This is a genomic window from Paenibacillus spongiae (genome assembly GCF_024734895.1).
In the GTDB taxonomy this organism is placed as follows: Bacteria; Bacillota; Bacilli; order Paenibacillales; family Paenibacillaceae; genus Paenibacillus_Z; species Paenibacillus_Z spongiae.
Window position 1 is genome coordinate 7417601 of record NZ_CP091430.1, and the last position, 14962, is coordinate 7432562.

Consider the following 14962-nt stretch of genomic DNA (forward strand, 5'->3'; position numbering starts at 1 on the left):
GCTCCATGAACCGCAAACTATTGAAGCTGAATGCGATGCTCGGATGGCGTTACCCCGGTAACCTTCTTAAACACGCGGCTGAAATAATTAGGATCCTTGTAGCCCACCTGGTAACAAACCTCCTTCAAGCTGAGCTGGCCGTCCTTCATGAGTTCTTTGGCCTTTCCAATGCGCAGTCTTGTCACATAGTCGATAAACGTTTCTCCGGTTTGCTGCTTGAATACTTTGCTGAAATAATACGAATTCAAGTGGACATGATCGGCCACATCTTCGAGCGAAAGCTCCTCCAAGTATCTCTCCCGGATGAACGATACGGCTTTGTCCAGCACATTCCCGGTCCGCTGCTCGCGTTCCTCGCGGATCTGATTGATGGCCTGTTCCACATAGGCGCTCTCCGTGCCAGAGTCTGTTACGGACGGGTTCGCATGCTCTCCGTTCCCCTCTGCAGAAGAGAGGTTCAAATCCTCGAAGCGGTGCAGGCTCCTCCCTTGGTTATCATACGTCGAAGCAAATACGCCTTCGTAATAAGATCTCCGGATTCCTTCTATTCCCGCTCCGACGGATCCGATGCCTACTGTGATGGCGATGCCGTGCCGCTCCAGGACATCGACCAGCTCGCTGCCCAAATGAAACGCCTCTTCCCTTAGAACCTTGTCCCCGGTCTGCAGCTTATCGAGAAGGAATACGGCCATATGGCGATGAACCATAGAGCTGACCGCGCACCCGAGCCGTTCCTTGACGATCCCTTTTGCCGCATTTTTCACCGTCTCATAGATCTTCTTCTTCTCCGCACCTAATTCAGGCAGCGCAAGCACGAGCGCACAGCCGTGACCGATGGAGATCTCCAGCATATCGGCAAGATGCTCCAATTCGACTTCATTCACCTGATCGGTCATGAATATCAAGGCTAATTCCGTTTCCGCCAGCGGGAGCAATTGGAAGAGCTTGTCCCTTACCGCCAGCTCATCATTGCGCCTTCGTTGTTCTTGCTCAATCTCAACCACCAACCGCTGCAGGAGCAGGGCGATCTGATCCCGCTTGGCCGGCTTCACCAAATATTCGTGTACCCCAAGAGAAAGCGCCTCCTTGGCATACTCGAAATATTCATAAGCGGTAACCAGGACCATCTTGACATTCGGATGTTGTGCCTTGATTTCTTTTAACGCTTCCAGGCCTTGAATACCCGGCATTCGAATATCCATCATAATGATGTGAGGATGGAATTCCTCCGCCTTTCGAATGGCGGTACGGCCATTCTCAGCGTGAATAATCTCGAAGGTATCCGGCATCATCCGCTTCACGATCCACTCGATGCCTTCCCTCTCCAGCGCTTCATCATCTGCGATCAGCAGGCGGTACATGCCTGTCCTCCTTCCCTGCGGCTGGAATCCGTATCGTAACCGTCGTCCCTTGTCCCGGCTCACTTTGAATGCTTATCATATCCTTCTTCCCGTAAAACAATTCCAACCGCTTGAATACGTTGCGTGTTCCTAGCCCCGTTGAATGCCCCTTCTCTCGCCCTCCCGGATCCGGCAGGGTTTCCGAATCATAGTGAAGCAGCGATTCGCGGACCTCTTCGCTCATGCCGATACCGTTATCCGATATGGCGACCCATACCTCATCCATCTTGCAGGCAATCGTCAGCTTAACAACAGCCCCTTCCTCCATGCCCTCGATGCCGTGGACGAAGATATTTTCCAATAGAGGCTGCAGCGTCAACACCGGTACGAGAACGTCCAGTCCACCCTCCTCAATATCCGTGACGAACCGGATGCGTTCGCGGAAACGGGCTTGTTGGATAATGAAATATTCCTTCGCATGGTCCACCTCATCACGGAGCGTTACCGGACGGTCCAGCTTCCGCAGGTTGTAACGAAGCAGATTGGACAACGATACGGTCAGATCGCTCGTCTGCTCCGCCCCCTCCAGCAGGGCCAGCTTGGACAGTACATTCAAGGAATTGTAGAGGAAATGAGGATGGATTTGATTCTGCAGCACGGCCAGCTCCAGCTCCTTGACCAGCCGGTCCTTCTCCAAGCTTTCTTTCTCCTTCTCGATCAGCTTCTTCAAATTGTCCTGCATATGGACGAAGGCTTCGGACAAGATCGCGAACTCATTATTGGCGCCTATCGGGGGAGGGGCAGCTTGGAAGTTGCCTCTTGCAATATCTTGCGCGGTCTCGACTAACTGCTTAATGGGCCTTGTAATGCGAAGCGATATCCGATAGGCCAGCATGACGCTGATCGCCGTATTTAGAATAAGAATAGCCATGCCCCATCGATTCATGACATCCGTCTGAGTTAGGATTTGCTTATACAGCGGCTGGTAATAGCTCAGCTCCAGGTCGATGAGACGGTAGCCCTCCTCCTGAAGGAAGGCTGCCGTCCGCTCCGCCGCTTCGTAATAATCCGCGTAGGCCAAAGGGGATGAACTGTTCAACGCCCCGATGATATCGGCCTCCTGCTCGATAAAGGTTTGCAGCATATTGCGGTAACTGCGGTTGATGAGGCCGGTAGCCGGAATCGTGTTCTGCGCCGACAAGCTAATAAGCAGACGGTTCAATTCATCCCGCGTCTTCTTGTAGATTGCAAGATTGTTTTCACTTCGATTCTGCAGGTAAGCATTAATTGCGCGAAGGCTCCCCTTCGTTTGTTCGTCTGCCTGCTTGTACAGCAATACCCGGTCCATCATCACATTATAGCTTTGCTGCACCGTTCTTCCGCTTTGGAAGATGAAGAAGAAGACCGCATTATTCAGAATGAATAGCGCCGGTATGACGATTAGCAGCATCCTGCGCATATTCATGGGCTGCCCGCAGCCCGCTTCATCCGCTCGCCATCGACAATGTGAATCGGGATATAGTGCCGCTCCGGCAATGTTGTTCTCCCCTTGAAATATTGGGCTAATAAATGAACGGACTTCGCGCCCATTTCGCAGGGCTGCTGCACAATAGCTGCCTGGATCTCCCCTTCAGTCAGACCCCGACGAGTCTCCTCTACTTCATCGAAGCCGAATACGCGCACATCTGTATGACCGGAGGCTCTTATCCCTTCCAGAATGCCCGGTGCATCCAGAGCGCTGAAGCCGACGATGGTTCCAATCCGCTTGTGCTCATGCAGCATCGCCTCCGCCTGTTGAGCAGCCTGAATGCGCGAAATATTGGAGGAACGAACATCCATGATTTCGTATCCGGGCGTCATGGCGATAACCGATCGGAAGCCCTCCAGCCGATGCCGCTGATTATCTGCGCGCTCACTGCCGATAATGACACCGATTCGGCCGTTTCCGCCTGCACCCTTCACGACAAGCTCCCCCATCCGCCTGCCCGCTTCCCGGTTATCCGTTCCTACGTAAGCCAGCCGCCGGCTTCCCGGCTCATCGGCATCCACGGCGATAACGGGAATTCCTTGCTCCGCCGCTTGGTTAATCAGCCGATCATAATCGGGATCGGATATCCCCTGCAGCACGATCGCATCGGGTCTGGCGGCGATGGATTTCGCAAGTAATGTCATTTGCTCGGAGGGGTTGATCCGGATCGGCCCCATGTAATCGATCCTCATCCCCAGCTGGCCTGCCGCTTCGCTTGCCCCCTGCTCCACCATTCGCCAGAATGGATTATCGAGCTCCTGCGCAATAAGCACCACATGCTTCAAAGTGGCTGCTTCAGCCTTGCCCGGCTCAATCTGCCGAACCAGACGATCGATTGCAAGCGTGGAAGAGAAGAACTTAACGAGCACAAGCACATAGCAGCAAACAAGAAGCAGGGCGATCAGCCCCGGCGCCCAGTTTCGTTTTGACATGGAACACCCCGTCGTTTCTAAGAAAATGTCAGGTTTAGTATGCGGAAATAAGCGCAGATTATAAGGCTTGACGCTGCCGAAGCAGGCGGAATCGGGAAAATAAAAGAAAACAGCCTGTCCTTCCGATCCCATGCGGTATCGGACTGACAGGCTGTTTTCTTTCGCGGGCTTACCCGGATATCGTTCTTCTAATGATTGAGGACATTATCTTCTAAGACGGCAAATTTATCGCCGTAGTGCTTAATAATGTGAGTTTCGCCCCATGCGCATAGGGAATCCAGTATAGATTTCAAGCTCCATCCGTATTCGCTTAGCTCATATTCCACTTTCGGCGGGACCTGATTATAGCTGATCCGATTTACGATGCCGTCTTGCTCCAATTCCCTTAATTGCTGGATCAGCATTTTTTGCGTGATGGCAGGCATAAGACGTTTCAAATCGCTTGTTCTTTTTTTGCCATAGGTTAGATGACAGAGGATGACGCATTTCCATTTACCTCCAATCACCTCCAGGGTTGCTTCCACGGAAATATTATATTTCTTCTTGACCACGGCCTAGTCCCCCTAATCAAAATAATAGAATGCTGCCGCCAATTGTTCCTTTTTAGTACCTATATCACTTTTAAGTACGTACTGGTCACGACGATATTAACCACTCATAATAACACTTGCCGCCAACGATGTCATATGAAAGGAGTCGAGTACATGTCATTCGGTCATAAGAGAAGTACGTTAGCGCTCCTTGCGCTAGCGATAAGTGCTTTTGCGATTGGGACTACCGAATTCATTAGCGTAGGGCTTCTCCCCCTTATTTCTGAGGACCTGAATATAGCGGTAACTACGTCCGCATTAACCGTTTCGTTATATGCTTTGGGAGTAACCCTGGGAGCTCCCGTATTAACGTCTTTAACGATTACGTTGCCTCGCAAGACACTATTGTTTTGGGTTATGATTGTTTTTATAGCGGGCAACAGTCTGGCCGCAGCTGCGAACGGGATTGGCGTTCTGCTGGCAGCCCGCGTCATCTCCGCGCTATCGCACGGCGTATTCATGTCGATTGGCTCTACGATCGCGGCCGACCTCGTACCCGAGAACCGCAGAGCCAGCGCAATTGCAATCATGTTCTCGGGGCTGACGGTGGCCACCGTTACAGGAGTACCCTTGGGTACATGGATCGGACAGCAGTGGGGGTGGAGAGCTGCCTTTATCGGAATCGTTGCGATCGGCCTGGCAGCCTTCATTGCCAATTTGATCTTGATCCCTTCCGATTTGCGCAGAGGAACCAAGACGCCCCTTCGTCATCAGATGAAGCTGGTTACGAATGGGCGGTTGCTGCTTGCCTTCGCCATTACCGCCATCGGGTACGGAGGCACCTTTGTCGTCTTCACTTATTTATCCCCTCTGCTGCGCGATATAACCGGATTTAGAGAACCTGCAGCGGCAATCATTCTGCTTGTCTACGGAGTGGCCATAGCCATCGGCAATGTAATTGGAGGAAAAGCTGCCAACCGCAAGCCTCTGTCTGCCTTGTTCTATATGTTTATCGTACAAGCCGTCGTGCTCCTTATTCTGACGTTCACCATCCCGTACAAAATCGCCGGATTGATTACTATTTTCTTTATGGGCTTGTTTGCATTCATGAATGTACCGGGATTGCAAGTGTATGTGGTTATGCTGGCCGAGCGTTATGCGCCCAAATCATTAGATGTAGCTTCTGCCGTCAATATTGCGGCGTTTAATGCCGGGATTGCGATCGGGGCATACTTGGGTGGGATTGTGACAGACTCGATTGGTCTAATTCATACTCCATGGGTGGGGTCACTGATGGTTGCTGGTGCCGTCATTTTAACCGGTTGGGCACGTTCGTTGAAACGAAAAGACGAAGCGAAAAGCAGGTGCGTGTCTGCTTCTTGTTTAGAGGTTTATTGAAGAAGAAGAAGAAGTAGTAATAGAGGTTACAAACAAAAATCAATATTCAGGAGGTTTCTACGATGATCGCGAAGCATATCCAAGATACGACGACGCTGCATAACGGGGTTCGGATGCCTTGGCTCGGACTCGGCGTGTGGAAAGTAGAAGAAGGCGCAGGGCTGGTCGATGCCGTGAAGGCCGCCGTCAAGCAAGGCTACCGCAGTATCGATACCGCGGCTGTGTACGGCAATGAGAAGAGCGTCGGACAAGCGATCCGGGAAGTCATAGCCGAGACGGGTATTGCCCGAGAGGACCTATTCATTACCTCCAAGGTGTGGAACAGCGATCAAGGCTACGAATCCACGCTTGCTGCTTACGAGACAAGCTTGAATAAGCTGGGGCTGGACTATCTGGATTTATATCTCGTTCACTGGCCTGTCAAAGGGAAGTATGAGGAAACCTGGAGGGCGCTTGAGACGCTGTATAACGAGAAGCGAGTCAAGGCTATTGGGGTCAGCAACTTCCACGTCCATCATTTCGAGACGTTATTGAAGAACGCTACGATTAAACCGATGGTGAACCAAGTGGAATTCCATCCGCAATTAGCGCAGCAGGAATTGCTGAACTATTGCAAGGAACAGAATATTCAGATGGAAGCCTGGTCTCCGTTAGCGCAAGGCCAGCTGCTTAACGATCCTATCCTGCAGGAAATCGCCGATAAATACGGCAAAACCACCGCCCAGGTTATTCTGCGCTGGGACCTGCAGCATGGCGTTATAACCATTCCTAAGTCTGTGAACGAACAGCGCATTATCGAGAATGCGTCCCTGTTCGACTTTGAGCTTTCTCAAGAAGATGTCGCGCGGATCGATGGCCTGAACCAGAATCTCCGTGTCGGTCCGGATCCTGACAATTTTAATTTCTAATCGCCTGCCTGCTAAAAATAATGGCGCCATTCCTTTCATCTGCGAAAGGGATGGCGCCTTCTTGTCTTTCATGGCCAGCTTATTTAGAGTAACTCCACATCGATCAGCTTGAAAGCCGTAACATCTACCAGACCCCGGTTGGAGATGCGAATCTCCGGGATAACCGGCAGCGCGATCAAGGAGAAGGTCATGAACGGGGCATTCAGCATGCAGCCGATCCGCTTCCATGCTTGATCGAGCTGCTTCACCTCCTCGACGACCTCAAGCAAGGACTTGTCCGACATAAGGCCGGCAATGGTCAGCGGTACTTGGGCCAGCACTTTGCCGTTCTCGACGACGATCGTGCCTCCCCCGATCCGGATCAGCTCATTGGCTGCCAAGGCCATATCCTGCTCGTCGATTCCCATCACAAGGAGATTATGACTGTCATGCGCCACCGTTGAGGCCACCGCACCGGTCTTCAGTTGAAACCCATGCGCAAACGCCAGTGAAATTTGGCCTGTCCCATGATGCCGTTCGATACAGGCCAGACGGACAATGTCTTGGCCCGGATCCGGCAGGATGATTCCATCTTTCACATCGAGCTCGGCCGTTATCTTCTCCGTACGGGCGCTGTTCTCGATCGCGCGAATGACGTTCACCTGCGTCTTCTCCCGCTGGCCGCGGCTTGGCAGCTTGAAGTCCTCCGCCGTAAGCGCACGCTTCACATTCATGGAGCTGCGAATATGCTCAGGATAGACGAAGGCCGGAAAATCAACGCAGTACGCACCTTTGTCGAAGATAACCCGGCCGTCGGTAATGACCGTGGAAGGCTCGACCTTCGTCAGATCGTCGATCAGGAGAATGTCCGCATATTTGCCGGGTGTAATGCTGCCCAGATCATGCTCCAGCTTGAAGTAGCGTGCGACGTTGATCGTTGCCATCTGTATCGCGGTGACAGGGTCGACCCCTTCTTCGATCGCGCGGCGGACGACATGGTTAATATGCCCTTTCTCGACCAGTGTCTGCGGATTCACATCATCGGTTACGAGGGAGATATTAGCCGTGTTGACCTTATCCTCCGTAACGATCTTAATAACCTCTTTCACATCATGCCAAGCCGAGCCTTCCCGAATCATCAGGTGCATCCCCATGCGAACCTTGTGAAGGCCTTGCTCCCGGGTAATCGTCTCATGATCGGACGTCACGCCAGACGCCATATAAGCCTGCAGCATGCGATCGTCTTCGCTTGGAAAATGCCCCGTGACCGTCTTGCCATGCTTGATCGTCTCTGCGATCTCCCCGCGCATCTTCGGATCGCCGTACACGACGCCAGGGAAATTCATGACCTCGCCCAGTCCTACGACATTGTCCCATTCCATTCCTTCTTTAATATCGTCTACGGTTAAGCTTGCGCCCGCATCCTCCAGATCGTCGGTCGCCGGCACGCAGGAAGGATAGGTCGTGAATACTTTGAGCGGCAGCTGCTGCCCCTCATCATGCATGAGCCTGACGCCTTCAGCGCCGAACACGTTCGCGATTTCATGCGGATCCATGAATATTCCGGTCGTTCCTTTGGCTAACGCCGCTTTCGAGAATTCGGTAACGGACAGCATCGTGCTCTCCACATGCATATGGCCGTCCAGCAGCCCGGGTGAAACGTACCTTCCCGCCGCATCGATTACGACCGTCCGGTCCCCAATGGTATGGTTCGCTTGCCCGACATAGGCAATCCGGCCGGCCGCAATGGCCACATCCGTCTTCTCAAGCAATTCGCCCGTATGGACGTTGACCAAGGTTCCATTCCGGATAACGATGTCTGCATGGGTCTCCCCCAGCGCGACTTTGGACAGTACGCTGCTCGCATCAATTAACTTGTGTCTTGTAAGCTGTGTCATATGTCTGATGCTCCTTTATGAATTCTCATGGCTTCAACCCTAATTTTCACGATAGTAGCACACTTGAACGGTCAAGTAAACGAATCCTTCTGTCAGCCAAGCGAATGCGGTGATGGTTTTGAATATGGCTTTGTAATCCCGTATTTTATACAACACTGGACAGGCAAAAACACTGGTGATGCGGATATTGTTGCACATTCTACAAAAACTCCCCTTAAATAGCGGTTAATCCATGATTTCATAACCACTTTACTGTTTGATTATCCATAAAATAGAAAAATCCGCCTATTTGGGTAGCGATTGTCCCCCTTCAAACAACCGACAAATGATGAAGTGAGCGGATCTGATGTCCGGATGGTTCGTCCCTATCAGGTGTTTGTCACAGATAACGGATTTCATGTCCGTGTACCGTATAATGTAGGTGGGCTGGACTTGTAACGGACACCAGAGACGTTATTGTTGAATGCCAAGCCGAATTGAAGAGGTTGCGGACACCAAAGACGTTATTCATGCGATTATCGGAGCGAATGCGGCCATTTGGTGCGAATAGCGGATCTGATGTCCGGATGGTTCGTCCCTATCAGGTGTTTGTCACAGATAACGGATTCCATGTCCGTATACCGTGGAATGAAGGTGGGATGGACTTCTAACGGACATCGGATGCGCTACTATTGAATACCGAGCCGAAATGGAGAGGCAGCGGACACCAGAGACGTTAGTAATCGGAGGAATTATATCAAATACAGACCTATTGACTAGGCACAAAAGGGTAGAAGACTATTTAGCGAACAACCTAGCCTTCCGTAATTCCATTATCTGGTTAATCAACAGGCCTGTACAAAATAATTCGCCCAATGGGGGCTAAAGGATGAAGTCAGGTTGCACATTGTACAACAATATCAACATCTGCAGCGATTCTATGTCTAAAAAAACAGAAAGGGAGTCCCGTATCCGCATCAAGCGTACGATTAAAAAGATAGCAGCTAGACATTCGGGCTTCTGCAGCGATCGTATGGACTTCTGCCTGTGCAGGAGTCTGTGTTTGGCCCAACAACCATGAAGAACCGCAGATGCGGCTAACATCTACGGTTCGGGTATATGCCGCTTGAAGAGCGGCAGGCTATCGGGCAGTCAGTCGATCGAGAAATAGACCGGTTCCTTGTCCAAGGCGGTCTATTTCTTTTTTTGTTGGCTAGTGTAATGACGAGAGTCTCAGTCAGCGAAATCAGCGCGCCTCAACAGATAGGACGATCTATTCCGTTATCGACCTGGCCGCAGCATCCAATGCCTGGATCACCTTATCGCACCACGCGTCGAACTCTTTATCCTCTGTCTGATGCTCGGGATGGGCCAGAATGTAGGCAACCGTCTGCTTGATCCCTTGGTCCAGACGGGTAGTTGCTACAAACTCGGGCACGAGTCTCTTCAGCTTGGCATTATCGAAGACGACGGAGTTCGCCTTATCCCCCAGCAATCCGCCCCTGTAATCCACTTTGCTGCATGCCGCCAGAAATTCGGATGAAACATGCACGGCATTGAGCTTAACGCCAAGCGCATCGGCAATGATCTCGTAAATTTGATTCCACGTCACCGACTCATCGGACGTGATATGTACGGACTCGCCGATCGCATGAATATTGCCCATCAGACCGATAAATCCTTTGGCAAAATCGCTATTGTGCGTCATCGTCCACAGGGATGTGCCGTCGCCGTGAATGATCACCGGCTTGTTCGCCAGCATACGCCTGGCCACCTGCCAGCTCCCCCTGCCTCCGTGTACGCCAAGCGGAATGGAACGTTCGTCATACGTATGGCTCGGCCTCACGATCGTAATCGGAAAACCGTGCTCACGGTACTGCTTCATGAGATAATCTTCACATGCGATCTTGTTTCGGGAATACTGCCAATACGGATTCGATAAAGGCGTTCCTTCCGTAATCCGATAATCGGACAGCGGCGTCTGGTACGCCGAAGCAGAGCTAATAAACATAAATTGTTTCGTCTTATCCTTAAACAAGCGATAATCTCTCTCGAGCTGTGCCGGTTCGAATGCGATGAAATCCGCTACGACATCGAACGCCAGGTTCTCGATCAGCTCGGCTACATGGGCTTCATCATTAATATCCGCTTGAATCAGGTTCACGCCCGTTGGCAGAGCCGCGTTTCGATTTCCCCGATTCAACAGGTAGAGCTCGCATCCTTGTTCGACCAATTGCTTCGTGATTGCAGAACTAATCGTTCCCGTTCCTCCAATAAACAGCGCCTTCATAGTCCACCTCCGCTAATATCGTGCCGACAATCCATTCATGATTGCAAAGCCATACTTTGTGTTTATTCGCCATTCTTATCCCAATACCTCCACTGAATTACCATTCTGTGGAGAGCTCGAACCATCGAGCCAAGAAGTAACGGCTATCGCCGTCCCCCGCTGCGAAGTAAGTTTCCGCCCCAATGGACATTGGACAGTATAGCAGCGGCGTACAGCGTATACACACAAAAAAACTCCGCCCCTAAGGGACGAAGCTTCAACTTTAAACAAGCTAGGAGTGATCCTTCCGATAGAGATCCCGGCTCTTATAGCCGGCCTGAAGAATCATCTTCATCTCCTCCCGCCGCTTGGCCCGGGTATCCTCTTGTTTGGCGCTATATACGTAACGTGCCCAATCCTTGCGGTACCCTGGCGTAAGCGACTGGTAAAGGGCGAGCAGCTCCGGCGTATCCTCCAGATCCTGCTCCACATTGGGTATTAACGCGACATAATCGTCTACGCGTTGACTCGGTTTAGAAGAAGTCTGATTCTTCGCCCCCGCGTCCTCTTTGAACCCGACGACCGTGAAGACATCATCCAATCCGACCATCCGCGCAAATTTGACCGTGCTTGTTCCAATGTATCCTTCTTCGTTGCTGCCCAGCCCTGCGAACAGGTCATCCCGATGAATGAAGGTGGGGTAGACTTTGTTTCCCTTCTTAGGGTATGCCGTGAAAAGGTAGCCATTCTTGCTTAGATGCTGACGTTCAATAATCCGGTCAACAAGCTCCCTCAAGGACGCCATATCCAGCACAAAAGCAAATATGAGATCATACGACTGATCCTTAAGCGTCGTATCATAGCCCGTCAGCCCGGTAAAATAGCCTGTTCCTTCCGGTTCATTCATTATGGCCACTTGATTGTACTTATGCAAATTCAGCTTGTCCACAATGGATTTCGACATCTTGCTTCAACTCCTGTTTGGATTCCGATGCGCTCATGATGAATTCCTGTTCATTATAGCCCAAAATAATTGTCCCTGCCCAGACATGCCGATAATACCCCCGCCCCCGACGGCTTACTAAAGTTGAGAAACCATAAATATTTTAGTAAACTGTAGGAAATGAAGGAGGCGAATGTCCATGTCCGACCAGGCAAGCCATATGGAAATAGGGATCAGTACATTCTTGGAGGCCACCCCGGATCCGGTAACAGGAGCGGTCATCAGCCATGCCGAGCGTCTGCGCAATGCGGTGGAGGAGATCGTGCTGGCCGATCAAGTCGGGCTGGATGTCTATGGAATCGGGGAGCATCACCGGCCCGATTATGCAGGCACAGCGCCGGCTGTCGTACTGGCCGCCGCGGCGGCGATGACCAAGCGGATCCGGCTCACAAGCGCCGTTACCGTGCTGTCCTCGGATGATCCGGTTCGTGTCTATCAAGCCTTCTCCACTCTGGACGGCATCTCGAACGGCCGGGCCGAAGTCATGGCAGGCCGGGGCTCGTTCATCGAATCCTTCCCGCTGTTCGGTTACAGCCTGGATGATTATGACGAGCTGTTCGAGGAGAAGCTGGAGCTGCTCCTGGCGATCCGGGCTTCGGAGAAAGTGACCTGGCGCGGCGGCCATCGTCCTGCCATCGATAACCTCGGCGTCTACCCCCGCTCCGTTCAGAATCCGCTGCCGATTTGGATCGCCAGCGGCGGCAATCCCCAGTCCGCCATACGCGCGGGACTGCTGGGGCTTCCGGTCGCATTCGCAATCATCGGCGGGATGCCCGAGAGCTTCGCTCCGCTCGTCGCCCTCTATAAAGAAGCTGCCGCACGCGCCGGCCATGACCCGGAGAAGCTGCAGATTGCGACGCATTCGCACGGTTTCGTCGCGGATACAACCGAGCAGGCCGCCGATTTATTCTTCCCTTCGACGCAGGCCCAGATGAACGTCCTCGGGCGCGAACGGGGCTGGGGGCAGCCATATAACCGAGCCGCATTCGATGCCGCCCGAACTCTGCGCGGCGCCCTCTATGTGGGCGATCCCGAATACGTTGCCGAGAAGATCATTCTGCTGCGCAAAAATCTGGGCGTTACCCGTTTCTTCCTGCACGTGAACGTCGGCACGATGCCGCATCGCGACGTCATGCGCGCCATCGAGCTGCTCGGCACCAGAGTTGCGCCGATCGTACGGAAGGAGCTCGCAAGGCAAGAAGCGGCAGAATAGCTGCGCTTCCTCACCGTTGGTTTGAGGACACGGATGAACGCTCCACTTTTCACAAATCGAATTACCGCAACAAAATGACGGCTCCTTCTTCATGATGTGAATGAAGGAGCCGTCTTTATTGTACCTGCACACTACGCACGTCTTTTGTCTTGACTGCCAGTGTCCACATTCTCTTCTAGATTTGCAGTAATATCGCCGATGTCTCATGCTTCCTCTTGCGATTAGACCCGAGGATGTCGATTGGATCCTCGTGCATCCACGGGTACTAGCACCGGACGGGTTCTGCCGTGCTACGGCCAGTCCGAAGGAGGCCGCGTGTTTATTCCGTTTTTACCTCCATTACCCGCCTATAAATCTCCATATATGTGGACAGATTCAACCCTTCGAATCCATTGACGTACGATTCCCATTCTTTATCGAGATCCTTGCTGCCGGTAATGAACTGCGCCATGTTTAACTGCACATATTCCTTGATGGCCGCCGTCAGCGCGGCAGCCATATCAGCGTCCTCCGGACGTATGAATGCGCCGGCCGGATAGACTTCCTTCGGCGCATAAGGCTCGTAAAGCTTGGTCGCTCGCGAGAGGCGCAGCTCATAGCCTTTGCCGCTCAACGGGTCCTGATTCGTCGCGAACAGCCCGCGAAATTCTTCGGACATATTGATCGGCCCGAGCAGCTCCCAGCGGTCGCCCTTGTTATGCTCCTTTACATTTTCTCCAACGCCTTCGAACGTGTATTTGGCCTGCTCGCCTTCCGCGTTTAACTCCCCGGCCTTCGCTTTCCCCCAACCGATCCCCTCGTTAGGTCCGTACATGCTGTATAGCGCTCCCTCCTCCGAGTACATATAATCCGCGATCCGGATGGCTGCCACTTGCTGCTCGGGCGTCGCTTTGTTCGTTATGGCGAATTCGAATTCGAGGGCGTCTTGGGAATATCCGGCAAGCTGCACGCCACCCGGACCTTTCAAGGGCGGCACCGCAACCCAATGCTTCTGCCTTGGATTATCGGAATACGGATCGATCAAGTAGGCGAGCGATGCCGTCGTCACGGACCCGACGACCTCGTCCCCTTCGCCGATCCCCAGCTGCTTGAGCGCCCGGGCGCTTTGGGTGAAGGAGGCGGGATCGATAAGCCCTTCCCGGAACAGCTTGTTCATATAGGCCAACCCTTGCTTCCACTCGGGCTTGTCGGCGGCGAATTCGACTTTGCCGCCCGAGACGTACAAATATTTATCGTTGTCGCTGTAAATGAAGGCATTCATCAAATAGGCGTCGATGTTTCCGTTCCAGACGGCATGGCTTGGCGCGCCGGTGAGCGGGATTTCATCCGCTTCCCCGTTGTCGTTCGGATCCTTTTCTTTAAATGCTTTCAACACCCTGTACAGCTCATCGGTCGTCGTCGGCATGGATAGCCCCAGCTTGTCCAGCCATTCTTGGTTGATCCAGTATTTCAGCGGATAGCTGCAATGATAGCATTCATTGACTCTGGGCAGCGCATAGATATTGCCGTCCGGCGCGGTAACGGAACGACGCATGTATGGTTTCTGGTCCATGACCTTCCGCACATTGGGGGCATACTTCTCGATCAGCTCGTTTAACGGCAGCAGCACGCCCTGCTGCCCATATTTGAGCAAATCGGTTCGGGTGAAATTTCCCTCCAGGAACACTTCCGGATAGTCGCGGCTGACCAGCAGAATCCGCGATTTGTCCTTCATCGCATCTTCGGGCGCAACGCTCCACTTGATACGGACGCCGAATTTCTCCTCCACATGTTTGGTGAAATCATTCTCTTCCCATGGGGCTTGGCGCTTTGGTGCGAAGAACGTCAGTGTAACGTCCCCTGATTCTTCCTTCTCGCTCCTCTCCCCGGTTGCGTTCAACCCGTCGAGGTTGCCGCAGCCCAATAAGAGTACGCTTGCGGTCAGCATAAGGATAAAACACAAAACCCGTCTCAATGCAACCCCTCCGTCTCTAAGCGAATGTACG

Annotated in this window: 11 protein-coding genes; 3 read left to right on the forward strand and 8 right to left on the reverse strand. The window is 52.5% G+C overall.

What is annotated here, in order from left to right; translation table 11 throughout:
• Window positions 1-17 precede the first annotated feature (17 nt).
• The 4 genes from L1F29_RS33300 to L1F29_RS33315 form a co-directional block, all read right to left on the reverse strand.
• Window positions 18-1361: an AraC family transcriptional regulator gene (locus tag L1F29_RS33300; protein ID WP_258386242.1), complete on the reverse strand. Its 1344-nt coding sequence runs from the start codon at window positions 1359-1361 to the stop codon at window positions 18-20.
• On the reverse strand, window positions 1336-2805 hold the full coding sequence (locus L1F29_RS33305; protein ID WP_258386243.1) for a sensor histidine kinase: 1470 nt from the start codon (window positions 2803-2805) through the stop codon (window positions 1336-1338). Before L1F29_RS33305 ends, L1F29_RS33300 begins: the two co-directional genes overlap by 26 nt.
• Window positions 2802-3800 carry a substrate-binding domain-containing protein gene (locus tag L1F29_RS33310; protein ID WP_258386244.1) on the reverse strand — a complete coding sequence of 333 codons (999 nt, stop codon included), beginning with the start codon at window positions 3798-3800 and terminating at the stop codon, window positions 2802-2804. Before L1F29_RS33310 ends, L1F29_RS33305 begins: the two co-directional genes overlap by 4 nt.
• A 188-nt stretch (window positions 3801-3988) precedes the next feature.
• On the reverse strand, window positions 3989-4351 hold the full coding sequence (locus tag L1F29_RS33315; RefSeq protein WP_258386245.1) for a winged helix-turn-helix transcriptional regulator: 363 nt from the start codon (window positions 4349-4351) through the stop codon (window positions 3989-3991).
• Window positions 4352-4504: 153 nt separating this feature from the next.
• Between L1F29_RS33315 and L1F29_RS33320 the strand changes: the two genes are divergently transcribed.
• Window positions 4505-5728: an MFS transporter gene (locus tag L1F29_RS33320; RefSeq protein ID WP_373876460.1), complete on the forward strand. Its 1224-nt coding sequence runs from the start codon at window positions 4505-4507 to the stop codon at window positions 5726-5728.
• 65 nt (window positions 5729-5793) lie between these two features.
• A complete protein-coding gene (locus L1F29_RS33325; RefSeq protein ID WP_258389892.1) occupies window positions 5794-6636 on the forward strand; it encodes an aldo/keto reductase in 843 nt (280 codons plus the stop codon).
• An 83-nt stretch (window positions 6637-6719) separates the two neighbouring features.
• Here L1F29_RS33325 and ade read toward each other — a convergent pair whose 3' ends face one another.
• The 3 genes from ade to L1F29_RS33340 all read right to left on the reverse strand — a co-directional run bounded on the left by ade (window position 6720) and on the right by L1F29_RS33340 (window position 11725).
• On the reverse strand, window positions 6720-8513 hold the full coding sequence (ade, locus tag L1F29_RS33330; RefSeq protein WP_258386247.1) for an adenine deaminase: 1794 nt from the start codon (window positions 8511-8513) through the stop codon (window positions 6720-6722).
• A gap of 1252 nt (window positions 8514-9765) precedes the next feature.
• On the reverse strand, window positions 9766-10782 hold the full coding sequence (locus tag L1F29_RS33335; protein ID WP_258386248.1) for an SDR family oxidoreductase: 1017 nt from the start codon (window positions 10780-10782) through the stop codon (window positions 9766-9768).
• 271 nt (window positions 10783-11053) lie between these two features.
• Window positions 11054-11725: a YdeI/OmpD-associated family protein gene (locus L1F29_RS33340; protein WP_258386249.1), complete on the reverse strand. Its 672-nt coding sequence runs from the start codon at window positions 11723-11725 to the stop codon at window positions 11054-11056.
• A 178-nt stretch (window positions 11726-11903) separates the two neighbouring features.
• Between L1F29_RS33340 and L1F29_RS33345 the strand changes: the two genes are divergently transcribed.
• Window positions 11904-12977 (forward strand): LLM class flavin-dependent oxidoreductase, encoded by a 1074-nt coding sequence (locus L1F29_RS33345; protein WP_258386250.1) that lies wholly within the window; start codon window positions 11904-11906, stop codon window positions 12975-12977.
• Between the two features lie 319 nt (window positions 12978-13296).
• On the opposite strand, the gene L1F29_RS33350 is transcribed toward L1F29_RS33345, so the two are convergent.
• Window positions 13297-14931, reverse strand: a complete 1635-nt coding sequence (locus L1F29_RS33350; RefSeq protein WP_258386251.1) for a type 2 periplasmic-binding domain-containing protein — start codon at window positions 14929-14931, stop codon at window positions 13297-13299.
• Window positions 14932-14962: the final 31 nt, after the last annotated feature.

Bases quoted from the DNA above. Each gene is read 5' to 3' on its own strand.
- L1F29_RS33345 (WP_258386250.1), top strand. From the start codon at position 11,904: ATGTCCGACCAGGCAAGCCATATGGAAATAGGGATCAGTACATTCTTG.
- L1F29_RS33340 (WP_258386249.1), bottom strand. From the start codon at position 11,725: ATGTCGAAATCCATTGTGGACAAGCTGAATTTGCATAAGTACAATCAA.
- L1F29_RS33305 (WP_258386243.1), bottom strand. From the start codon at position 2,805: ATGAATATGCGCAGGATGCTGCTAATCGTCATACCGGCGCTATTCATT.
- ade (WP_258386247.1), bottom strand. From the start codon at position 8,513: ATGACACAGCTTACAAGACACAAGTTAATTGATGCGAGCAGCGTACTG.
- L1F29_RS33320 (WP_373876460.1), top strand. From the start codon at position 4,505: ATGTCATTCGGTCATAAGAGAAGTACGTTAGCGCTCCTTGCGCTAGCG.
- L1F29_RS33335 (WP_258386248.1), bottom strand. From the start codon at position 10,782: ATGAAGGCGCTGTTTATTGGAGGAACGGGAACGATTAGTTCTGCAATC.
- L1F29_RS33310 (WP_258386244.1), bottom strand. From the start codon at position 3,800: ATGTCAAAACGAAACTGGGCGCCGGGGCTGATCGCCCTGCTTCTTGTT.
- L1F29_RS33300 (WP_258386242.1), bottom strand. From the start codon at position 1,361: ATGTACCGCCTGCTGATCGCAGATGATGAAGCGCTGGAGAGGGAAGGC.